This is a genomic window from Caulobacter sp. P4_E5, from assembly GCF_056401555.1.
This window is the reverse complement of sequence record NZ_JBFUJD010000088.1, coordinates 1-22,074: the sequence shown is the minus strand read 5'-3', so window position 1 is coordinate 22,074 and position 22,074 is coordinate 1. Positions and strand designations below refer to the sequence as shown.

Annotated in this window: 15 protein-coding genes; 8 read left to right on the top strand and 7 right to left on the bottom strand. The window is 67.8% G+C overall.

What is annotated here, in order from left to right; genetic code table 11:
- Positions 1-182: 182 nt before the first annotated feature.
- Positions 183-3,116, bottom strand: a complete 2,934-nt coding sequence (locus AC1DSO_RS21285) for a TonB-dependent receptor plug domain-containing protein (protein WP_477070713.1) — start codon at positions 3,114-3,116, stop codon at positions 183-185.
- Between the two features lie 142 nt (positions 3,117-3,258).
- Complete coding sequence (locus AC1DSO_RS21280; protein ID WP_477070712.1) at positions 3,259-3,663, bottom strand: winged helix-turn-helix transcriptional regulator; 405 nt, start codon at positions 3,661-3,663, stop codon at positions 3,259-3,261.
- 109 nt (positions 3,664-3,772) lie between these two features.
- Here AC1DSO_RS21280 and AC1DSO_RS21275 point away from each other — a divergent pair, with 109 nt between their 5' ends.
- Positions 3,773-4,645: a pirin family protein gene (locus tag AC1DSO_RS21275; protein WP_477070711.1), complete on the top strand. Its 873-nt coding sequence runs from the start codon at positions 3,773-3,775 to the stop codon at positions 4,643-4,645.
- 104 nt (positions 4,646-4,749) lie between these two features.
- On the opposite strand, the gene AC1DSO_RS21270 is transcribed toward AC1DSO_RS21275, so the two are convergent.
- Entirely contained in the window at positions 4,750-5,625 is an 876-nt protein-coding gene (locus AC1DSO_RS21270) for an MBL fold metallo-hydrolase (protein ID WP_477070710.1), read from the bottom strand.
- 129 nt (positions 5,626-5,754) lie between these two features.
- On the opposite strand from AC1DSO_RS21270, the gene AC1DSO_RS21265 reads away from it, so the two are divergent.
- From AC1DSO_RS21265 to AC1DSO_RS21250, 4 genes are all read left to right on the top strand, one after another.
- A complete protein-coding gene (locus AC1DSO_RS21265; RefSeq protein WP_477070709.1) occupies positions 5,755-6,738 on the top strand; it encodes a LysR family transcriptional regulator in 984 nt (327 codons plus the stop codon).
- 56 nt (positions 6,739-6,794) lie between these two features.
- Entirely contained in the window at positions 6,795-7,361 is a 567-nt protein-coding gene (locus AC1DSO_RS21260) for a carboxymuconolactone decarboxylase family protein (protein ID WP_477070708.1), read from the top strand.
- Positions 7,354-8,562, top strand: coding sequence for a patatin-like phospholipase family protein (locus AC1DSO_RS21255; protein WP_477070707.1), 1,209 nt, complete (start codon positions 7,354-7,356; stop codon positions 8,560-8,562). The genes AC1DSO_RS21260 and AC1DSO_RS21255 overlap by 8 nt, the downstream gene beginning before the upstream one ends.
- Positions 8,563-8,663: 101 nt before the next feature.
- On the top strand, positions 8,664-11,654 hold the full coding sequence (locus AC1DSO_RS21250) for a prolyl oligopeptidase family serine peptidase (RefSeq protein WP_477070706.1): 2,991 nt from the start codon (positions 8,664-8,666) through the stop codon (positions 11,652-11,654).
- A gap of 69 nt (positions 11,655-11,723) precedes the next feature.
- On the opposite strand, the gene AC1DSO_RS21245 is transcribed toward AC1DSO_RS21250, so the two are convergent.
- Positions 11,724-13,364 (bottom strand): flavin-containing monooxygenase, encoded by a 1,641-nt coding sequence (locus AC1DSO_RS21245; RefSeq protein ID WP_477070705.1) that lies wholly within the window; start codon positions 13,362-13,364, stop codon positions 11,724-11,726.
- A gap of 150 nt (positions 13,365-13,514) precedes the next feature.
- Positions 13,515-15,119: an acyl-CoA synthetase gene (locus AC1DSO_RS21240; RefSeq protein WP_477070704.1), complete on the bottom strand. Its 1,605-nt coding sequence runs from the start codon at positions 15,117-15,119 to the stop codon at positions 13,515-13,517.
- A 357-nt stretch (positions 15,120-15,476) separates the two neighbouring features.
- Here AC1DSO_RS21240 and AC1DSO_RS21235 point away from each other — a divergent pair, with 357 nt between their 5' ends.
- The 3 genes from AC1DSO_RS21235 to AC1DSO_RS21225 are packed head-to-tail and all read left to right on the top strand — an operon-like array spanning position 15,477 to position 18,700.
- Entirely contained in the window at positions 15,477-16,358 is an 882-nt protein-coding gene (locus AC1DSO_RS21235) for an SMP-30/gluconolactonase/LRE family protein (RefSeq protein ID WP_477070703.1), read from the top strand.
- A 13-nt stretch (positions 16,359-16,371) separates the two neighbouring features.
- Positions 16,372-17,544, top strand: a complete 1,173-nt coding sequence (locus AC1DSO_RS21230; protein WP_477070702.1) for an acyl-CoA dehydrogenase family protein — start codon at positions 16,372-16,374, stop codon at positions 17,542-17,544.
- A gap of 7 nt (positions 17,545-17,551) precedes the next feature.
- Complete coding sequence (locus tag AC1DSO_RS21225) at positions 17,552-18,700, top strand: acyl-CoA dehydrogenase family protein (RefSeq protein WP_477070701.1); 1,149 nt, start codon at positions 17,552-17,554, stop codon at positions 18,698-18,700.
- A gap of 3 nt (positions 18,701-18,703) precedes the next feature.
- Here the strand turns inward: AC1DSO_RS21225 and AC1DSO_RS21220 are convergent, their stop codons facing one another.
- Positions 18,704-19,462, bottom strand: a complete 759-nt coding sequence (locus tag AC1DSO_RS21220) for an SDR family NAD(P)-dependent oxidoreductase (RefSeq protein ID WP_477070700.1) — start codon at positions 19,460-19,462, stop codon at positions 18,704-18,706.
- A 157-nt stretch (positions 19,463-19,619) separates the two neighbouring features.
- A partial coding sequence (locus AC1DSO_RS21215; RefSeq protein ID WP_477070699.1) for a TonB-dependent receptor occupies positions 19,620-22,074 on the bottom strand: 2,455 nt, incomplete at its 5' end.

The following is a 22,074-nucleotide window of genomic DNA, read 5'->3' as shown; positions in this document are numbered from 1 at the left end:
GACTATAACCTCTCACCCTCCCACCGCTGCGCGGCGGGCCCCTCCCTCTCTCTATGAGAGAGGGGTTTCCGGATGCCCCGCCCAAAAAAGAAGGCCACCCGCGCGGGGCGGATGGCCAGAGGGAAGTCGGGGAGGATGACCGCCTCGCATCCGGCGGACCGGACGCGAGGCGACTGGGGAAACTAGAAGTCCATGGTCAGGCCGACGAACAGCATGCGACCCATCGGGTCGTAGACACCCGGATAGGTGTTGCCGTTGCCGAACGAGCTGAGCAGCCCGGCGGCGATCACCGGCGGATCCTTGTCGAAGGTGTTATTGATCCCGCCGCGCAGCGTCAGCTGGTCGCGCAGCTTCCACGTCGCGGCTAGGTCGAGATAGCTGTAGGCCTTGATCTTGCTGTTGATCTCGACCGGATCGCCTTGCAGGAACGGGTTGCTGTCGTTGCTGGACAGCTTGGTCGCGCCGAAATAGCGCCAGTTGGCCGAGAGCGTGGCCGCGGTCCAGGGCATGTTCCAGGTGACCCGCATCTGATGACGCCACYCGGGATTGGGCTGCCCGCAGGTCGGGCCGAACAGCCCCTTGCAGTTGTAGGCGCCCAGGCCCGGCAGCTGCTCGATCTTGCGGCTGTTGAGATAGGTGCCGACGAAGCTGACGTCGAGGTCGCCCCAGTTCCCCAGCGACGACAGGTCGAAACGATAGTTGCTCGTCACGTCGATGCCGGAGGTCTGCAGGTAGCCGGTGTTCTGGTTGGTGGCGACGATGTAGCCGCGATCACCGAACAGCACACCCGAGGTCGGGTCGCGGTGGAACAGGCTGCAGAAGTAGGGATTGCTGGTCTGGACGCACTGGTTGATCACGGTCGGGGCGTCGACCGCGCCGATGTACTGATCGACATAGATGTCGAAATAGTCGAGCGACATCGAGAAGCCCGGCAGGAAGCGCGGCGTCAGCACGACGCCGGCGGTGCGGGTGTCGGCCACTTCCGGCTTCAGGTCCGGATTGCCGCCGCCCTGGGTGACRCAGGTCTCGGCCGGACAGTCGGGGATCTTGCCGTACTGGGTGGCCGAGACGCCCGTCAGTGCGCACGCCGCGGCGCTGGCTTTCGGCGTCGGGCCCGAGCACGGGTCCACCGCCGCGACATTGCCCAGCCCTTGGGCCGCGTACAGTTCGCTGATGTTGGCCGCGCGGACCGCGCGGTTGTAGCTGGCGCGGAACCGAACGTCAGAGGTCGGGGCGTACTGCAGCTCGACCTTGTAGGTCGCGACCCGCTTGTCGAGGTAGTCGTACTTGGACGTCCGGTAGCCAGCGTTCAGCGACAGCGACTTGATGAACGGCGCGTCCTGCACCAGCGGCAGGTCCATTTCGCCGTAGATCTCGTTGACGCTGAAGGCGCCGGCGTTTTCCTTGGTCCCGCCGGCTTGGGCCAGGGCGTCGGCCTCGAACTTCAGCTCCTCACGGCGATGCTCGACGCCCAGCGCCAGGGCCGCGCCGTCATTGGCCCAGGGGCTCTTGAGCCCGTACTGGCCAAGGTCGCCGTTCAGCGATGCGCTCAGCACCTTCTCGCGCTGAACCCCGTGGGTGTAGGTCGGGGCGTAGAGGTACTTGTACGCCGCCGCGTTGAGGCCCTGGAACTTGAACACGTCGATCGGCACGCAGTTCGGATCGGTGCCGTCGACCACCGACTTGCAGGTCGGCGTCCCGTTGACAGTGACCACCTGCAGGCCCTTGGCGGCCTTGGCGTTGTCGACGTTGTTCTTGTAGCTCTCGTCCAGGATGGTGGTCGAGAACAGGAAGCTGGCGTCGTAGCTCCAGCCCGGCGCGATCTCGCCGCGCACGCCGGTGTTCACGCGATAGTCGGTGTGGCGCAGGTCGTCGCGGCGGGGCGAGCTGCCTGGGCCGGTCAGGCGATAGCCGATGAAGGTGTCCTGGTTGACGCTCGTGCCGGCCGCCGTCCCGCAGAGCGTCGCCCGTTGGGACGCCGACATCAGCGGGTTGTCGCAGTTGATCTTGAACGTCGTCCCCTGGAACAGCGCCGACGGCGCGGCCTGCGAGAACGTGTGGTCGTCCATGAACATGAAGCTGCCATAGACCTCGGCGGCCTTGTTCAGCTCGTAGTGCGCGAACGCGCCGGCGGTGTAGCGGGCGTCGGAGCGCTGGATGTAGTTGGTCGGCGCATAGTTGTAGAGGAACGAGCTGTTGTACGGCGCCCAGGTCTTGGCGCCGTCCTTGGTGTTGTTCAGCGTCTGACCCGCGTTGGGACCGCTGAGCAGGGTGAACAGCCCGTACTCGTTGTTGCTGGAGCCGCCGCAAACCAAGGCGTTGTTGGTCGCCCCGGCCAGGTTCAGGCCGCACGCCGAGTAGTCGCGCGAGTCCTGGGTGACGGGTTTCAGTTCGCGATAGCCCAGATACAGGGTGACATTGCCCTTGCCGTTCGGCGCGTTCATGCCGATGGCCAGGTTGACGTCGATCTTCTCACCGTCGCGCACGTGCTTCTTCGGCAGGGTGTAGTTCGCCTGGCTGATCAGCGAGCGCGGATAGGTGTTGTCGTTGGTGTGCTGGGCCGTGCTGTACTGGGCGTCGAAGCGCAGGCCGTTCAGGTTCTTCTTGAGAATGAAGTTGACCACGCCCGAAACGGCGTCCGAGCCGTAGACGGCCGAGGCGCCACCGGTCACCACGTCGACCCGGTCGACCAGGGCGCTGGGGATGAAGTTCACGTCCGCCGTCTCGGTCGGCAGCATCCGCTGGCCGTCCACCAGCACCAGGACGCGGCTCGAGCCCATGTTGCGCAGGTTCACCCGCGCCGTGCCGTCCGAGCCGTTGGATCCGTTTTCGTTGGAATCGGCGGTGAACTGCGGCAGGCGGTTCAGCACGCTCTCAATCGAGGTGGCGCCCTGGTACATCACCTCGTCGCTGCCCACGACCGTCATCGGACTGGCTGAGACCAGATTGGGTCGCTTGATCCGCGATCCCGTCACCACCACCGCGTCCAGGGTCGCCGGCTCTTCGGCCTTCGCGACGTCCTGAGCCGAGGCGGCTGGCGCTCCGGCCATAACCGACAGGAAGGCTACGGCCGCCGTTCCCGCCAGAAGATCAAGACGCACCTGCCTGCTGYCCATGGAATTCCCCTCCATGACGCGCCCCACCATCGGCCGCGTCCTGTTCCAATGAGGCATGATTATACAATTTATGTCAAATATCTTATACGATATACTCGTAACGCCGTTTTACCGCGCGCCGGGGCGCAGGGGGCGCATGGCCCTAGGCGTCGTCGGCGACCTGGCGCTGATCGAATTCGGCGCGCGCCCGCGCGACCACCGCCAGATGCGCGAAGGCCCATTGGCCCAAGGCCTCGACCGGGACGCGCAGGGAGTGTCCCAGCTCGGTAAGTTCGTAGTCGACCCGGGGCGGGATGGTCGGGAAGACCGTGCGCGTCACYATGCCGTCGCGCTCCAGCCCGCGCAGCGACAGGGTCAGCATGCGCTGGGAGACGCCGCCGATCGCGCGCTTGAGTGCGTTGAAGCGCTTGGGACCGTCGGCCAGCGTCATGACGATCAGCACGGTCCACTTGTCGCCGACCCGCGACAGGATGGAGCCGATCGCGTCGCATTGATCCGGGAGACGCGCGGCGGCCTGGGTGGTTACGTCGGTGTGCCTGGGTGTCAAACCTGTGCCTCCTTGGCGACCTCCCCCAAGTACTCCATCTAGCCTAGGGAACAAATCCATACCGTGCTCGCGGCGCTTCGCCCGGCATCCCCCAAGGCTCCCAGGTTCCATGACCCACATCAGCCCCGCCCCGCTTTCGACAGCCCCTGGCGGCGATGCGCCCCGACGCGTCGTCTATCGCACGCGGGGTCGTCCGCACGGCCCGATCAACCGCCTGATGAGCCCCGGCGATCTTGGCGAGCACCTCAAGCCGTTCGTGTTCCTGGACCACTTCGAGACCAAGGCCGCCGACGCCGTGCGCTTCGGCGCCCATCCCCATTCGGGGATCGCGACCCTGACGACCTTTCTGGAAGGCGGCGCGACCTATGCCGACAGTACGGGCCAATCGGGCGTCCTGACCGCCGGCTCGGTCGAATGGATGCGGGCGGGCCGCGGCGTCTGGCACACCGGCGCACCGGTTCCGGGCCAGGTAATGCGCGGCTACCAGCTGTGGCTTRCCCTTCCGGAGGCCCTGGAGCTGGCCGAACCGGAGAGCCTCTATCTGGACCCGGCGCGGATCGCCTCCGAAGGTCCGGCGCGCGTTCTGCTGGGCGCCTATCAGGGACGGTCGAGCCCTATCCCGCTGCCGGTGTCGATCACCTATCTGCACGTCCGGCTGCAGGCGGGCGAGCGGTGGACCTACCAGCCCGGCGACGACCACGACGTGGCGTGGCTGGCGGTCAATCGCGGCAAGCTTCAGTCTGGCGACCTTGTCCTCGAGGACGAACTGGCGGTGTTCGAGGAAGGCAACGGCGCGATCGACCTGGTGGCCGAAGAGCCGACCGAGTTCGTAATCGGGTCGGCCGCCAAGCATCCGCATCCCTTGGTCATGGGCTCCTACTCGGTGCACACCAGCGCCCAGGCCCTGGCCGAGGGCGAAGGCCGCATCGTCGCGCTGCGCGACACCCCGGCCGTGGCCGCCCTCAGCCAGATCGACCGATGAGCATCCCGTCCGGCCGCCGGCTTTCCTGGCGGCCGGACCGACCAGCGTCGACGCGGCTAGGTCAGGGCGGGCGTCACCATGGCGCTGTTGTTGGAAGCCATCGCTCAGCCCCACTTCATTTCGCCGGTGGCGACCTTGGCGCCGATCTGCAAGGCCACGCCCATGCCCGCGTCCGGATAGCGGGCGGTCATGGCCGCGATCAGCGTGGCGGCGTCCTTGGCCTTGGCCAGTTCCTGCTCGAACGCCAGCAGGTAGTCGCGGGTATAGGCCAGCGCCGCCGCCCCGGTCGGGGCCGTGGGCGCCATGTGGCCCGGAACGACCACCGCCGGCGCGCGGGCCAGCATGGCGTCCAATTGCTTGACCCAGGCCGCGCGGGCCTCGGCGCTGGCCGTGTCGGCGGTCCAGACGTGGACGCCGGAAAACACCAGCACGCCGCCGAAGATCGCCGACAGCGACGGCGCCCAGAGATAGCGGCGATTGACCAGGCCTTGGGCCGGGACGATCTGGACCGCCTGACCGTCGACGCTCAGCTGCTCGCCGTCGAAGGCGGTCGGCATGACGATATCGGCCAGGGCCTTAGGGCCGTTGTCGCCCAGCTGCGGACCCCAGGTGGCCAGCTTCTTGTCGACGCTGGCCTGAATCGCCGCGATCGTGTCCGAGGCGGCCAGCACCTTGGCGTCCGGGAAGGCGGCCTTGATCGGTCCCAGGCTGAAATAATAGTCCGGGTCGCTCTGGCTGACATAGATGGCGGTCAGCTTGCGGCCCGTGGCCTTGATCGCCTCGACCAGCGCCCGCCCGTCCGGAAGCGTGAAGCCGCCGTCGATCAGCAAGGCCTCGGTGGGCCCCCAGACCAGGACCGGCGCCCGAAGGAAGCCGTTCTCGCCGGCCGGGAAGGCTTTCCATTCCAGCTTGGCGCCGGCGGCCAGGGCGTCGCTCTGGCCCGAAAGGGATGCGGCCGCGCCGCCTGCGATCATCGTCATCATCTGTCTCCGGGTGGGCATGAGGGCTGTCGCTCTGGATCAAGGTCAGGGCGGAAGGCCGCTCCAAGTCCGAGGCCAACATGCGCCTGGCCGATTGCAATTCGTAGACCGGAAAAATACACCTTCTGTATGCCTCAGACATACAATCACCGTGACGGCGCCAACCGCGGCATCAACAATCTCAAGCGCTTGGCCTATTTCGCCGAGGTCGTGGAGACCGGGTCGTTCACCGCCGCCGCCCAGCGGCTGGGCATCACCAAGGCCGTGGTCAGCCAGCAGGTCGCCAAGCTGGAGCAGACCTTCGCGACCACCCTGCTGGTGCGCACCACCCGCAGCGTCCGGCCGACCGAGGCGGGCCGCGCCTTCTACGATCGCTGCGCCCGCATCCTGTCCGAAGCGCAGGAAGCCTTCGATCGGCTGGAAGCCGACGAGGACGCGCCCGCCGGGACGCTGCGGCTGACCGCGCCCTTCGACTATGGCGTCGCCATCGTCGTTCCGGCCATCGCCGAGTTCCAAAGAAGGTATCCCGCCTGCACGGCCGATGTCCTGATCAGCGACCAGACGCTCGACCCGGTCGAGCGGGACATCGAGCTGGCGATCCGGGTCGGCTGGCTGACCGACAGCGACCTGCGCGCGCGGCGGATCGGATCGTTCCAGCAGATCCTGGTCGGCGATCCCGATCTCGCCGCCCGCCTGGGTCCGGACGCCACGCCCGAGCAGCTCGCCGATCTGCCGTTCGTCGCCAACGGCGTCCTGCGCGACCCGCTCGGCTGGACCTTCCACAACGGCGAAGGCCAGCGGCGCTCGGTCCAGATGTCGGCGGCGCTGCGGATCGACGCCACGCTCGGCGCGCTCGAAGCGGTGCGCTCCGGCGTCGGCCTGTCGGTGCTGCCCGACTATACCGTGGAGACCGACCTGGCCAGCGGCCGCCTGGCGCGCGTGTTGCCCGACTGGAGCCTGGAAAGTGGCGGGATCTACGCCGTCACGCCGGCGACGCGCTTTCGGCCCCGGCGGGTGGCGGCCTTTCTCGAGATCCTGATCGAATGGGAGCGCCGCCGAACGGACGGTCGACATCTTCCCGCCACATCCATGCTGCACCGCACCATAAGCTGAGCGACGCTCCGCGCGTCGTGGCTCTTGGCCTCTCCTCGCCTGTCGAAGGATCCCAGATGCGCCTGCCCCTGATCGCTCCCGCCGACCTCACCCCCGAACAGAAACCCCTCTACGATGACATGCGGAGAGGGATCGCCGGCCACTTCAACGCCTTCCTGGTCGAGCGCGAGGACGGCGCCCTGATGGGGCCGTGGAACCCGTGGCTGCACGAGCCAGCGATCGGCAAGGCGATCTGGGACCTCACCCTGGCCATGACGGCCAACGCGGTCCTGCCCGACAATGTCCGACAGATCGCCATCCTGGCGGTCGGCGCGCGTTTCGACGCCGCCTACGAGATCTATGCCCACATCGCCGTCGCCGAGCGCGAGGGCATGCCGGCCGAGCGCCTGGCCACCTTGGTCGCCGACCTCAAGCCGGGCGACCTGGCCAAGGACGAGAGCGTCGCCTTCGACGTGGCCTATGCCCTGAGCCGCGGCGGCGTGCTGCCCGAACCGCTCTACGCCCTGGCGGTCAAGACCTTCGGCCAGCATGGCGCCAATGAGCTGATCTATCTGGTCGGCCTCTACGCGCTAGTGTCGGTCACCCTCAACGGCTTCAACGTGCCGGTTCCCGAACGTGAATAGCCGAACGGGCCCCAAGCGCCGAGGGGCGATCGCGCCGCCGGAGAAGCCCAAGCCCAACGCCACCGCCTTCGAGAGCGTCGCCCTGCTGCTGCAAGGCGGCGGGGCGCTGGGCGCCTATCAGGCCGGGGTCTATGAGGCCCTGCTGGAGGCCGAGGTCGAACCGACCTGGATCGCCGGCATCTCGATCGGCGCGATCAACAGCGCCATCATCGCCGGCAATCCGCGCGAGACCCGCATCGCCCGCCTGCGCGAGTTCTGGGAGCTGGTCAGCCAGCCCCACGACGGCGGCTGGGGCAGCCTGTGGACCGACATGCTGAACGGCGACCTGGCCCGCGGCTGGGTCAATCAGCTGTCGGCCGGCCAGATCATGGCCAAGGGCGTACCCGGCTTCTTCACCCCGCGCGCGCCGCCGCCGTTCCTGCGGCCGGCCGGCGTCGCCGGTGCGACCAGCTGGTACGACACTGCGGCCCTGAAGCCGACCTTGGAGCGGCTGGTCGATTTCGATCGGATCAACGCCAAGACGATGCGGTTCAGCGTCGGGGCGGTGAACGTGCGCACCGGCAACTTCGCCTATTTCGACAACGAGACCGAGGTTATCCGCCCGGAACACATCATGGCCAGCGGCGCCCTGCCCCCGGCTTTCGACGCGGTGGAAATCGACGGCGAGTTCTATTGGGACGGCGGCCTGGTCTCCAACACGCCGCTGGACTGGGTRCTGTCGTCGCGCTCGGACCTGGACACCCTGATCTTCCAGGTCGACCTGTGGAGCGCCCAAGGGGGCCTGCCACGCGACCTGTCGGAAGTGGCCGTGCGCATGAAGGAGGTGCAGTTCTCCAGCCGCACCCGCGCGGCGACCGACAGCTTCAAGCAGATCCAGAGACTGCGCGCGGCCTTCAACGAATTGCTGGCCCAGATGCCGCCGGACCTGGCCGCCACGCCCCAGGCGCGGCTGCTGGCCGAGGCGTCGGACCCGGCGGTCTACAATATCGTCCAGCTGGTCTACCGCTCGGCCACCTACGAGGGCCAGTCGAAGGACTATGAGTTCTCGCGCCGGACGATGGAGGAGCATTGGGCGGCCGGCCGCCGCGACGCCCTGCTCACCCTGGTCCATCCCGAGGTGCTGACTCCGCCCACCGCGGCTCACTCCGTCCAGACCTTCGACTTCACCAGGCCGTCCGCCGCCTCCCCCGCGAACGGCTGATCCCAAGGGAATTTGAGCCATGTCGCCGCTGGTGACCGGCGGGCTTTTGCACAACCCCAGATAACCATGTTAGCGCTATAAAAACCAGGGAGGTGTAGCGCGTGGCAAGCTTTCGGCTGACAGCGTCGATGATGGTGCTCGCCTTGGCGGCGACCATGGCCCGGGCCCAAACGCCGCCCGCACAGCCTGTTCTCCCCGCGCCGCCTGAAAAGACCCAGGCCGTCCGCGACGCCGAACGCGCCCTCTGGTCGCCGGGCGAGGCGCGTTACCTGCGTCGCTGGATGGTCACGGGCTTGGCGGAACGCTCCGCCGAAGAGGCCAAGCTGGTGGCGGGGCCCGACTGGAAACCGTTGGCCGCCTGGGACGACCTTGTCGACTTGACGGCGGCCGGCGCGGAAGGGCGCTGGCTCTATGCCTCGGCGGTCGTGCAGCGCGAGGCCGATGGACCGGCGGAGCTGTCGCTGGGCGCCGGCGGAACGCTTTCGGCTTGGATCAATGGCGAACCGGTCGCGATCCCCGCCACGCCCGCCGGCCTCTATGACGCCGTCCGCATTCCGGTGCGACTGCAAGCCGGCAACAACGCCATCCTGTTGCGCGCTGAGCGCGGCTCGGGGGCCACCTTGCTGTCGGCGCGGATCCTCTCCCCCGGTCAGCCCCTGCCCGATACCCGCCTGCAGCCGGGCGCCTGGAGCCAGGATGGCCAGTTGCAGGTGCGCACGGACTCCGTGCCGCGCCAGGGGACGGTCGAGGTGGCGGTCACTGCGCCGGGCGGCCGGGAGATGGGCCGAGCGACCGCGCCGCGCGGGACGATCGCCTCATTGCCAACCGCCGATTGGCCTGATGGCCCCTATGAGGTCGCCGTTCGGACAACCAACGCCGCTGGACGGCCCTTGCTGGCCTTCGCCCCCTGGTACAAGGGCGACATGGCCCCCGCGGCCAAGGCCTTGCTCGACCAGGCCGCCGCCGCGAGCGGCTCCGACGCCGAGGCCGGTCACTGGCGGATGCTGGGCGCCCTGGTTACGGACCGCGCGGGCGCCGATCTCTCGCGGCTGAAGGACGCCTATGATCCGGTCCATTCGGCTCTGATGGAGGCGGCCGAGATGCGGATGGGCCCCAAGGCGGCGATCCGCGCCTCGGGCTTCGCGCGGCTGGCCTGGGTCGATCCGCTGGACGGGTCCACCCAGTTCTGCCGCGCCTATCTGCCGGTCGGCTACGATCCCGGCCGCGCCTGGCCGACCGTGCTGAACCTGCATGGCGCCAACCCCGCCTCGCCGCCCTATGTCCGCTACTGGAGCGTCGACGCTCGCCATGGGGGCGTCCCCGAGCGCTGGCCCGTGATCTGGATCGAGCCCCACGGGCGCGGCACCAACGGCTATCTTGGCCCCGGCGAGCAGGACGTGATGAACTGCCTGGCGGCGGCGCGCGCCCGGCTGAACGTCGACGACGCCCGCATCTATCTCACGGGCGGCTCGATGGGCGGCAAGGGAACCTGGCAGCTCGGAACCCACCATGCGGGCCAGTTCGCGGCCCTGGCCCCGGTGTTCGGCGGCGCCGATCTCCGCATCGACCCCAAGGGGGGCCGTGACGATCCCGCCGCCGACCGGCCGATGGAACGCTGGCTGCGCGAGGCCGAGAGCGATTTCGTTGGGCTGGAGGCGCTGAACAACACGCCCATCTTCATCCATCAGGGCGACGAAGACGCCGCCATCGACGCGCGCTATGCCCGCCACGCCGCCGCCCTGCTGCAGCGCTGGGGCTACGACGTCCGCTATCATGAATATCCCGGACGGGGCCACGAGGCGCTTGGCGAGGTCGACGACATCGTCGGCTGGTTCCTGCGGCAACGCCGGATCGAGGCGCCGGCCAAGGTCCGCCTGCGCGCGGCCGATTTGCGCACCGCCCAGGCTCACTGGGTGACCGTCGATCGCGCGCTGGCGCCGCTGTCGGTGATCCAGGTCGACGCCGAGATGGCCGAGCCCGGCGTGCTGCGGCTCGACACCCGCAATGTCGCCCGCCTGACCCTGGCCCCGCCGGCGTCTCTGCTGAAGCCGAACGGACCTCTGAAGGTCGTCTGGAACGGCCATCCCCTTGAGGTCTCGCCTAGCCCGGACGGCCGCGTCGCCTTGACCGCGCCCGAGGCGCCCAAGGGCGCCAGCTTCAAGACCCCTGCCCTGCCCGGTGGCGCTTTCGACATCCTGTCGACGCCCTTCGTCATCGTCGTCGGCACGACGGCCCGTGATCCTGACATGCGCGCCGAAATTCGCCGCAAGGCCGAGACCCTGGCCGGCGTTTGGCGCTCGGTCTACAGCGACGAACCCCGTGTCGTCGACGACAAGGCGCTGACAGCCGAGCAGGAGAAGAGCCTCTCGTTGATCCTGCTCGGTGGGTCCGACGCCAACGCGGTCGCCGCCCGGCTGCGTCGCGACCTGCCGCTGACCGTGACCTCGGACGCGATCACGGTCGATGGCCGGCGGTTCGCGGCCAAGGACGCCTACGCCGTCATGCTTCATCCCAGCCCGCGCGCGGCGGACCGCTACGTGCTCTCGGTGACCGCCACCTCGGCCGCCGGCCTATTCGCGTGGGAGCCGCTCTCGCTGGTCACCATCACGGGTGACTCCATCGGCAATTCATACGACTGGTGGATCAGCGATGGACGGCGGCCCGTTCAGGCCAAGGGCCGGGCGCCGGACCGCGGCTGGATCGCTTCCGGCGTCTTCGACCAGACGTGGCGACGCGACGATCGCTGGACCTTCCCGGGCGATCCCGCGCTACGCGCCGCCGCGCCCCTGCTGGTGCGTCCCAAGGCGACGGCCACGCTGCCATCGGCCGTGCTGGACCGCTATGTCGGCCACTACGCCATGGTCGGCCGTCCCGAGGTGATGCTCGCACTACGGCGCGACGGCCAGATCCTGATGGTCGATCCGCCGGCCCGCCTGCCGAGCGACAAGCTGCTGGCCGAGAGCCCAACGAAGTTCCGCCTGGCCTCGGACGGCTCGCTCGCGGAAGCCGTGGTCGACCCGACCGGAAAGGTCGTCGAGATCCGTTTCGGTGAAGGCGCCAGCGCCTCTGTTTGGCGACCAGCGCCAAAGTGATCCGTCTTGCAAGGTGCGCGGATGATCCAAATCGAGAGCTGACTCAAGCCGCTGAGCTGAAACACGCCTTCAGCCCTCAGCGGCGCTCTCGAAAACAAAATCCGCGTAACCGCCTTCTGCGGCCATCCGACAGGCCTCGCCATAGCGCTGGAAGCCGCCGGTATACATGCTCAGCCCGCGCGGTTTTCCACGGATGTTGCCGCCCACGTACCAAGTGTTGGCCTTGGACACGAGGGTCAGTTCCGCCAGTCCGTAGACGGTGTCCATCCACGCCTGCTCGGCGCGGTCGGCCGGCTCCATGGTCGACAGGCCTTCCTGGCGCATGTGGGCGATCGCGTCCGCGATCCAATCGACGTTCTGCTGGTCCAGCGTGATGATGTTGGCCAGCGCCGCCGGTCCGTTCGGGCCGCAGACGAGGAAGAGGTTCGGGAAGGACGACATCATCAGGCCGAGGTGCGACCTGGCGCCGTCATGCCACTTGTCATGCAGCTGGACCCCACCGCGGCCGCTGACATCGAAGTTCAACAGGGCGCCGGTGAGGCCGTCATAGCCGGTGGCGAAGATCAGCATATCCAGCGCCACCTCGCCGGCGGTGGTCAGCAGGCCCGTCTCCGTGATCTTGACGATCGGGCTCTCGAGACAGTCGTGCAGCGTCACATGCGGCAGGTTGAAGGCTTCGTAGTATTCGGTGTCGAGGCAAGGCCGGCGCGCGAAGATCGGATAGCCCCGCGGCTTCAGCTTTTCGGCGGTAACGGGATCGGCGACCACCTCGCTGATCTTGTCGCGGACGAATTCGGCCACCAGCTCGTTGGCCTCCGCGTTGATCAGCAGGTCCGAGAAGGTGCCCAGGAACGACAGACCGCCCCGCGCCCAGGAGTCTTCCATCAGCGCCCGCCTCTGCTCGGGCGTGACGCTGAAGAACGGCCGCGTCGACTGCGGCCGCACGCCGCCCAACGGGCTGTTTCGCGCGGCCTGGCGGATGCCGGCGTAGTTGCGCTTGATCTCGGCGACGTAGCCGGGCTCCAGCGTGACGTTGCGCATCGGCAGGGTGAAGCTCGGGGTGCGTTGGAACACCGTCAGGGCGCCGGCGGTCTTGGCGACCTCCGGGACGATCTGGACGCCCGTCGAACCGGTGCCGACCAGCCCGATCCGCTTGCCTTCGAAGCTGACCGGCTCGTGCGGCCACTTGGCCGCTAGCAGGATCTCGCCCTTGAAATCTTCGGCGCCGTCGAACGGAACGCCCTTGGGGATCGACAACGGCCCCGACGCCATGACGCAGTAGGTTGCTTCGAACGCGCGGCCATCATCGGTGGTGACCCGCCAGACGCGGGCTGCATCCTCATAGACCGCGCCCGTGACGCGGGTCTCGAACAGGAAGCGCCGGCGCAGATCGAGGCGATCGGCCGCGAAGTTGGCATAGGCCAGGATTTCCGGCTGGGCGGCGAACTGCTCCGTCCACGTCCATTCCTGCTCGAGCTCCGGCGAGAACGCGTAGCAGTAGTCGAGGCTCATCAGGTCACAGCGCGCGCCTGGATAGCGGTTCCAGTACCAGACACCGCCGACGTCGCCGCCAGCCTCGATCCCCTGGACGGTCAGGCCCATCCCGCTGAGCTTGTGCACGGCGTACATCCCGCCAAAACCGGCGCCGATGACGAGCGCGTCGATACGGGTAGGCTGTTGGCCAGCGGACGGCTGGTTCGACGCGGTCATGACGATCTCCCTGAGGAACAATTGCCTGTGTCGTCGCCCGCGCCCCTGCCCCGCCAGTCGGAGCGTCGATAGGGCGCGAACATCACGGATGTGTCTGTTGATCGCCTTGCCCGCCGACCTCATGGCTGACGCCGGGAGTCTCTGGCTGAGCTAGGAAGCTTCGGCCGCGATCGCCGAGGCGGCGCGATAGTCGGCCTTCCCGCTCTCGTGCCGCGGCACGGTGTCCACCAGGATGAAACGCTTGGGGTGCTTGTAGCTGGAGAGCGTGTGGGTCAGGCCCGCCCTCACGCGGGCCTCGTCGAACGCGCCGTCCGGCTTGAGGATCGCCACGACGACCTTGCCCCAGGTCTCGTCAGGCTGCCCCACGACCAGCACGTCGCCGACGCCCGGCTGCAGCTTCAGGGCTTCTTCGACCTCTTCCGGGAAGACCTTCTCGCCGCCGGTGTTGATCGACAAGTTGCCGCGACCGATCAGGGTGAACTGGTTGGGCGGCATCCAGCGAGCGAAATCACCCGGCATGGCGTAGCGGACGCCGTCGATCATCCGGTAGGTGGCGGCGGTCTTCTCCGGGTCGCCGAAATAGCCCAGCGCCATGGGCCCGCTCCGAGCGATGAAGCCTTCCGACGGCCGATCCTTGGGCATCACCGCCCCGGTGTCCGGATCGATCAGGACCGTCAGCGCGGCCGCGTCGAACACGCCCGTCTCGGGGACATGGTCCGCCTTGGCGATCGAATAGCCGAGCCCGGACGCTTCGGAGGCCCCAAGGATATCGACGAGCGTGATGTGGGGCAGCTGGCGCAGCAGGCCCTCCTTCACCTCCTTGGACCAGGTCAGGCCCGCCGAGCTGATGACCTTCAGACTGGAAAGGTCGTAGGCGCCGGGCGCGGCTTCCAGGGCCTTGAGCATCGGCTTGGCGAAGACGTCTCCGACAATGGCGATGCGGGTGGCCCGGTGCTTGTCGACCTCGCGCCAGAGGTCGTGGGCGTCGAACTTGTCGTTGGACAGGATGATCGCCGTGCCGCCATTGAGCAGATCGCCCATCGCCGCATTGCTGCCCGAGCCGTGCATCAGCGGACAGGCCGGAACGATGCGGCTGGGCGCGGCCGTGGCGCGCACGATTTCGGTGTGCTCCGCCATGGAGTGGGGGACGCGCGCGATCAGCGGTGACTCAAGCTGGACGCGGCGCGCCTGACCGGTCGGCCAGTGGACGCCCTTGGGCTTGCCGGTAGTGCCGCCGGTATAGAGCAGGTAGCCATCGTCGGGCGAACGCGTGATGGCTAAGGGCTGGCCGTCACCGGTTCGCGCCAGGGTCTCGTAAGAGAGGACGCCGGCGGGCGCGGCCCGAGGCGATCGCTCGCCTTCGATCCGCACCCAGGCGCGAACGCAGGGCAGCCGGACCTGCAGCGGCTCCAGCAGCTCATCGAAGTCCGACTGGTAGAGGAGCGCCGCCGCGCCACAGTCGTTGAGCACATAGGCGATCTCGTCTGCCGTGTAGCGGTAGTTGAGATTGACCGTCAGCAGGCGCGCCTTCACGCCGGCGACCAGGAATTCCATGTAGGCGGGGTGGTTGCGGCACAGGATGCCCACCCGCGCGTCTGGCGCCAGACCAAGATCGACCAGCGCCTTGGCCAGGTTGTTGGTGCGGCGGTCGAATTCATCCCAGGTCACCACCGTGTCGCGCCAGATCAGGGCGGGCCGGTCCGGCGGCACCACGCGCGCGACCGCGTCGAGGATGTCTCCATAGTTCCAGTTCACGGCGGCCTCCCGGGTCTTCTTTCCCGAAAGCTATGGGCGAGCACCGCCCGAGCCGCCTTGGACAGCCGGCGACGCCGACAAATCACGTGGGTGATGCACCGGCCCCGATGCAACCTTGGCGCGTTCGCCCCGCGCCCGCCAGACGGTCGAAAGCCCCGCCGGAATCTTATCACCCATGTGATTAGCACCGGCGCCGCCGCGCGCGTGAACAGCCAAGTCACGGCATGGGGTTTGGTGGTCCTCCAGGAGGAACCGCCACGTGCCGCAGTTGGTCATGATCACAAGCGCCGCCCAAGCCGTGGCGCGCACGGATCGGGTCGATGCCTCGGTCGCCGATCCAAGCAAAGAAAACCGGTCATGACCTTCACCGTGGAGATCGTCGGCAAGGAGCGCTGTCGATTGGGCGAGTCGCCGGTTTGGGACGGCGAGGCGCGCCTGCTCTACTGGGTCGATAGCGTCGCCCCGTCGATCTGGCGCTACGATCCAGCCACCGGGGAGCAATCACAGATCCCCGCGCCCCAGACGATCGGAAGTATCGTCCTGGGCCGGCCCGGCGAGTTGATCGCGGGTCTGGCGGACGGCGTCTACCGCGTCCAGCTCGACACAGGAGCGTTCACGCCGATCGCCCGGCCGAAGACCCTCGCCCCCAACGAGCGCTTCAACGACGGCAAGGCCGATCGCCAGGGCCGGTTCGTGACCGGAACGATGGTCACGCATCCCGAAGCCGGTCGCATCGGCAAGCTCTATCGTTTCTCGGCCAAAGGCGCCTGGGAGATCCTGCCCATCGATCCGATCGAAATCGCCAACAGCACCTGTTTCAGCCCGGACGGCGCGACGCTCTATTTCGCCGACAGCCTGCGACACATGCTGTGGGCGTTCAGCTACGACACCAAGACCGGCGGCCTGGGCGACAAGCGCGATCTCTTCGAGACCGGAGGCTTCAGAAGCGCTCCCGACGGGGCCACGGTCGACGCCGAGGGCTTCATCTGGCTCGCGCTCGTCCAGGCCCAGAAACTCGTCCGCATCTCGCCGCAGGGCCGACTGGATCGCGTCGTCGAGAGCCCTGCCCCGCTGTCTTCATGCCCGGCCTTCGGCGGGGACGACCTCGACACCCTCTATGTCACCTCGATCTCCGACAGCGGCGGCCGCCTCAAGAGCGACGTCGATGCTTCCGGCCGGCTTCTGGCCTTCCACGGTCTCGGCGTGCGCGGCATCGCCGAGACGCGCTGTTTCCTCTGACCGGCATTGAACCATGAACCTTGACCTGACCCCGGAGCAGCTCGCCTTCCGCCAGGAGGTGCGCGCCTTCTTCGCCGAGAACGCCCCCGAGTCTTTCAAGTCCCGGGTCCGCGCCGGCATGCGGCTTGAGCCGAAGGAGTTCACCCGGTGGCAGCGCCTGCTGCACGCCCGCGGATGGGGTGCGCCGTCATGGCCGAAAGAATATGGCGGCGCCGGCTGGGACCCGACGCAGCTCTTTATCTTCGAGACGGAAGCCTCGCGCGCCGACGCCCCCGTCCAGTTCCACCAGGGCCTCGAGCTGATCGGTCCGATCATCTTCACGTTCGGCAGCGAGGCGCAGAAGGCCAGATACCTGCCGGCGATCGTCTCGGGCGACGACTGGTGGTGTCAGGGCTATTCCGAGCCGAACGCGGGCTCGGACCTGGCCTCGCTGTCGACCCGGGCGGTTCGCGACGGCGACGACTACGTGATCTCCGGCCAGAAAGCCTGGACGAGCTACGCCCATGTGGCCAACCGGATGTTCCTGCTGGCGCGCACCGACCCGGACGCGCGCAAGCAGGCCGGCATCTCGCTGTTCCTCATCGACCTTGACACGCCGGGCGTCACCATCCGCCCGGTGATCACCATGGACGAGGTTCACCACACCAACGAGGTGTTCCTCGACGACGTGCGTGTGCCGGCCTCGGCCCTGCTGGGCGAAGAAGGCAAGGGCTGGAGCTACGGCAAGGTCCTGCTCGACCGCGAGCGCGGCGTCACCGCCGCGACCACGACCCGCCTGGCCCAGCAGTTGCGTGGGGCTCGTCAGGCCGCAGCCGAGACCATGGTCGGCGGCGCGCGCCTCGCCGATGACCCACGCGTCGCCGACCGCCTGGCTCAGTTCGAACTGGAAGTCATGGCTCTGGAGGCGATGGTCATGCGCACCATGGCCGAGGCGGCGTCGGGCCAGGACTCCGGTCCCCGGGCCTCGATGATCAAGATCCGCTGGTCCGAGCTCCTGCAGCAGATCACCGAATATTGGGTCGAGCTGCAAGGCTACGGCGCCCTGGCGTTCGCCCCGCTGGGGCTAGACGAGACGTCTGAAGCCTGGCCCGCCAAAGGGATGGTCTATTCCCGGGTCACCAGCATCTATGGCGGATCCAACGAAATCCAACGCAACATCATCGCCCGGCGGGCGCTAGGTCTCTGAGGTCCCCATGAATTTCGACCTTTCCGAAGAGCAGCGGCTCTTGAAGGACAGCGCCTGGCGCTACGGCGCCGACCATGGGGACCTGACCGCCTGGCGCGCCCGCGTCGGGCGCGGCGAGGCCTACGACGTAGCGAGCTGGCGACGCATGGCCGATCTCGGCTGGCTGGCGCTGACCGTGCCGGAGGACGACGGCGGCCTCGGCGCCGGTCCCTTCGAGACCATGGTCGTGGCCGAGGCGTTCGGCCGTTATCTGATGCTCGAACCCTTTGTGTCCACGTGCGTGATCGCGCCAGTTCTGCTGGGCGCGGCGACGGACGAGCTGCGCGCGCGCCTCATGTCCAGCCTCGTCGAAGGCAGGGTCGTGGTCAGCCTGGCCGACGCCGAACCGGCGGGCCGGTTCGATCTCAATCGGATCACCACGCGCGCGGAGGCCGTCGATGGCGGCTATCGTCTCACCGGCGAAAAGAGCCACGCGCTCGACGGCGGCGCGGCCGATTGGTTCATCGTTCCGGCGCGAACCGCGGGCGCGGACGGCGACGAGGTCGGCGTGAGCCTGTTCCTGGCGCCGGCCACTGCCGGGGGTCTGACGGTCGCGCGCAGCCGCGCGATGGACAATCGCCACAACGCCAGCCTCAAGCTCGACGGCGTGGTCGTGCCGGGCGAGAACCTGATCGGAGATCTCGGCGAAGGCTTCGGCCTGCTTCGCAAGGCCGTGGACCATGGCCTCGTCGCGCGGCTGGCCGAAGCGGTCGGCGCGATGGACGCGGTTCACGAAATGACCCTGGAGTACCTGAAGACCCGCAAGCAGTTCGGCCAGACCCTGGGGTCGTTCCAGGCTCTTCAGCATCGCGCCGTCGACATGGCGATCGCCTGCGAGGAAGCGCGGTCGATGATGTATCTGGCGACGATCGCCCTGTCGGGCGACGCCGTCGGACGCAGGAGGGTGATCGCCGCGGCCAAGGCTCGTGTCGGCCAGACCAGCCTCTATGTCGGCCGCCAGGCCGTGCAGCTTCATGGCGGCGTGGGCTTCACCGAGGAACTGGCCGTCGCCCACTACCTCAAGCGCCTGATCATGATCGACATGGCATTCGGCAATGCGGACCACCACCGCGCCGAGCTGGCGGAAAGCCTCAAGCCCGGCGCGGTCGCGGCTTAGCCGCTAGGATAACGCGGTCGCCAGGCCGCCATCCACCGTGAGAACCTGGCCGGTGACGAAGTCGCTGTCTTCGCAGGCCAGGTAGCGGACCGCCTTGGCGATGTCGTCGGCCGAGCCCAGCCTCCCCAACGGCGTCTGGTCGATGCGCTTGGCGATGCGGTCCTCGGAGACCACGCGGCGCACGCCCTCGGTGTCGACCGTCGAGGGCGCCACCGCGTTGACGCGGATGTTCACCGCCCCCAGCTCGGCCGCCGCCGCCCGGGTGAGGCCCGTCACCCCGGCCTTGACGCCGCAATAGGCGATGCCGTTCGGGATACCGAGGAAGGCGCTGACGGACGCGACGTTGACGATCGAGCCGCCGCCCGACGCGGCCATCAGCGGCGCGGCCGCCTGCATGCCCCAGATCACGCCGGAGAAACCCACGCCGACCATGCGGTCCAGGCTTTCGGGACGAATGTCGGCGAGCGGCTCGTACACATTCCACATCGCGTTGTTCACCAGGACGTCGAAGCGGCCGAACTGGTCGTTGATCGAACCCAGGGTCGCGATCACGGCGTCCCGGTCGGAGACATCGCAGCCGAGGCCCAAGGCCTGGCCCCCAGCGGCGACGATTTCATCGGCCGCGGCCTGGGCCCAGTGCGCCTTCAGGTCCAACAGGGCCACGACCGCGCCTTCGGCCGCCAGCAGGGCCGCGGTCGCCCGGCCCAGGCCTCTCGACGCGCCCGTCACCGCGGCGATCCGTCCTTCTAGCCGACTACCCATCGTTCGCTCCTCCGTCTTCAAAGCTTGTCTAGCTCGCCCCCCCGATCCCGCCCGGCTCCGGACGAGACGGGACGGCAACATCACCGATGTGATGGCCACGAAAAAAGACGGCGGCCTTTCGACCGCCGCCAGGCGCGAGGACCGGTTCCTCGGAGGATCAGAAGGTTTTCTGGACAGAGACGCCGATGATGCGCGGCTCGGTGAAGACCGCGTTGGCCACCTGGGCCAGCGCCTCGTCGACCAGGAACACGTCGTTGATCGCGCGCTTGTTGAAGACGTTCTTGACGTACGCTTCCAGCTCCAGGCCCCGCTCGTCATTGACGACGCGGAGCGAGAGATTGGCGTTGTCCCAGCCCTTGATCTGGTCGATCGCCGAGTTGAAGACGCGGGCCTGGGACTTGCCCTGGCGGTAGTAGTCGCCGCGCACCGTCCCTTGCCAACCGTCCAGCACGTCGAACGAGTACTGGGCGCCGACGGACGCGGTCCAATGCGGCGAGCCAGGCAGTTGATTGCCCTTCAGCTTGGCCGCCACGCCGTCGGACGGCGTCACGCCAAAGGAGGTGGCGAAGGTTCCCGAGCAGACGCCCAGCAAGGCGGCGGGATTGCCCGAGACGCCGGCGACGGTCGGGGCGCCGGGCGACTGCTGGATGACCGCCAACAGATTGGCCAAGGCCGCCGTCGGCGCCACGCAGCCCGCCGCGCCCGAGGTCTTGACGAGGGTCAGGCTCGGATTGTGGTTGGTGCGGTTCATCGGGTCGATGGACTCGCCGTTCTTGATCTTGGTGTCGAGCAGGCCCAGCGTGCCGTTCATGCGGAAGCGTTTGACGGGCTCCCAGACGGCTTCCAGTTCGGCGCCCTTGATCTCGGCGTCGATGTTCTCGGTGGTCGCGATCCGATTGACGAACTTCGAGATCTGGTAGCCCTTGTAGTCATAGAAGAAGGCCGCCCCGTTCAGGATCAGAGTACCGCCCAGCAGCGTGTTCTTGGTCCCCAGCTCGAAGGCGTTGACGTATTCGGGGTCGTAGAATGGCCGCACCGTCGTCACTTGGCCGACGTTGTTCGGACCACCGCCCTTATAGCCGCGCGAATAGAAGCCATAGATCAGGGTATCGTTCGTAAAGCCCAGGGCCGGCTTCCAGTCGAAGCCGGCGCGACCGGTGAACTTCTTGAACTCGGCGACCAGGTGGGGCGGGTTCCCGGGGACAAGGCCGCTGCCTGGCGTCAGCAGTTTGACCGGGTAGTTGTCGAGCGTCTTCTTGTCGTCCGTGTAGCGCAACCCGACGGTGAATTTCAGATCGGGCATGGCCTGATAGTAGAGCTCTCCGAACACCGCGTTGGAGTCCAGGTGGTAGGGCTGAAAGCTCTGGTAGTTGCCGTGGCCCTCGCCGCTCGGGACCCGGTTGGGATCGATGTAGACGCACGTCCCCCGGGGGGCGCAGGGCGCGCCGCCATTGGCCGCCAGCGCGCCATAGGTGAACGCGTTCGACATGATGTAGAACGATTGAACCACGTCATAGCGCAGGGCCAGGGCTCCCAGGCTGAAGTTCAGCGGTCCGCCGAAGCTCGATTGCAGGCGAAGCTCCTGGCTCCACTGGCGCGATGGCGTCGTGATGCGATCGAAGACTGTCACGCGGTTTGACGAACCCACCTGCGGATCGTTGACGACGCCTCCCGGCGCCAGCGCGGTGCTGTTGAACGGCGTCGAGGCCTGGAAGCGGTTCATCTCCTCACGGGCGTCGAGGTCACCATCGTAGTACGAGGTCAGCGAGTTCAATTGCAGGGAATCGTTGATGTCCCAGGCGACGTTCAGCGTGAAGATATCTTCCTTGGCCCGGTAGTACGGGTTCATGGCCGAGTCGATCACGTCCAGGCCCTTGGGCTGGGATCCGCCATAGAGATCGCCACTGGCCAGGCCGCGGCCGAAGGCGACGATGCCGTAGAGCGTCGCCAGGGAGTTGGGCGTACCGTAGGCGGCGTCGTTATAGACCGAGGCGTCGGCGCAGCCGCTGCTCAGGAAACCGCGGGCCACGGCGCTGGTAACGGCCGCGCCGCCCACCGAGCTCGGGCCGGGGTCGCGCGTGCAAAGGCCCTTGCCGGTGCGAAGACGGGTGTCCTCCTCCTCGAACCGCTGCCAGACCAGGTTGACGTCGAGGTTCGAGGTCGGGCGCCAACGCAGGCTGGCCCGGAAGGAGTAGAGGTCGCGATTGTCGACCTTGTCCCCCGTGCCCAGGTTGTCGACGAAGCCGCCGCGATTGAGGGTGGCGCCGGCCAGGCGCAGGTCCAGCTTGTCGCCGACCAACGGGATGTTGACCATCCCGCGCAGCTTGCGGCCGTCATAGTTGCTGACCTCGGCCCGCAACATACCCTCGAAGGCGCCGGTGGGTTTGGCGCTGATGACGTTGACCGCGCCGCCGGTGGCGCTGCGGCCGTAGAGCGTGCCCTGCGGACCGCGCAGCACCTCGACGCGCTCGACATCGAAGAACTCGGCTTCGAACAGGCGGTTGGACGTCAACGGCGCGCCGTTGAAGTGCACGCCCGTGGACGTGTCGCCCGTGACCGCTGTCTGCTTGGTGCCAATGCCGCGGATCTGAAAATTGTAGCCGCTGTAGAAG

Excerpts from the sequence above, each read along its gene's own strand:
- AC1DSO_RS21235 (WP_477070703.1), top strand. The coding sequence starts at position 15,477 with ATGACCTTCACCGTGGAGATCGTCGGCAAGGAGCGCTGTCGATTGGGC.
- AC1DSO_RS21265 (WP_477070709.1), top strand. The coding sequence starts at position 5,755 with ATGCCTCAGACATACAATCACCGTGACGGCGCCAACCGCGGCATCAAC.
- AC1DSO_RS21245 (WP_477070705.1), bottom strand. The coding sequence starts at position 13,364 with ATGACCGCGTCGAACCAGCCGTCCGCTGGCCAACAGCCTACCCGTATC.
- AC1DSO_RS21230 (WP_477070702.1), top strand. The coding sequence starts at position 16,372 with ATGAACCTTGACCTGACCCCGGAGCAGCTCGCCTTCCGCCAGGAGGTG.
- AC1DSO_RS21220 (WP_477070700.1), bottom strand. The coding sequence starts at position 19,462 with ATGGGTAGTCGGCTAGAAGGACGGATCGCCGCGGTGACGGGCGCGTCG.
- AC1DSO_RS21270 (WP_477070710.1), bottom strand. The coding sequence starts at position 5,625 with ATGACGATGATCGCAGGCGGCGCGGCCGCATCCCTTTCGGGCCAGAGC.
- AC1DSO_RS21260 (WP_477070708.1), top strand. The coding sequence starts at position 6,795 with ATGCGCCTGCCCCTGATCGCTCCCGCCGACCTCACCCCCGAACAGAAA.
- AC1DSO_RS21225 (WP_477070701.1), top strand. The coding sequence starts at position 17,552 with ATGAATTTCGACCTTTCCGAAGAGCAGCGGCTCTTGAAGGACAGCGCC.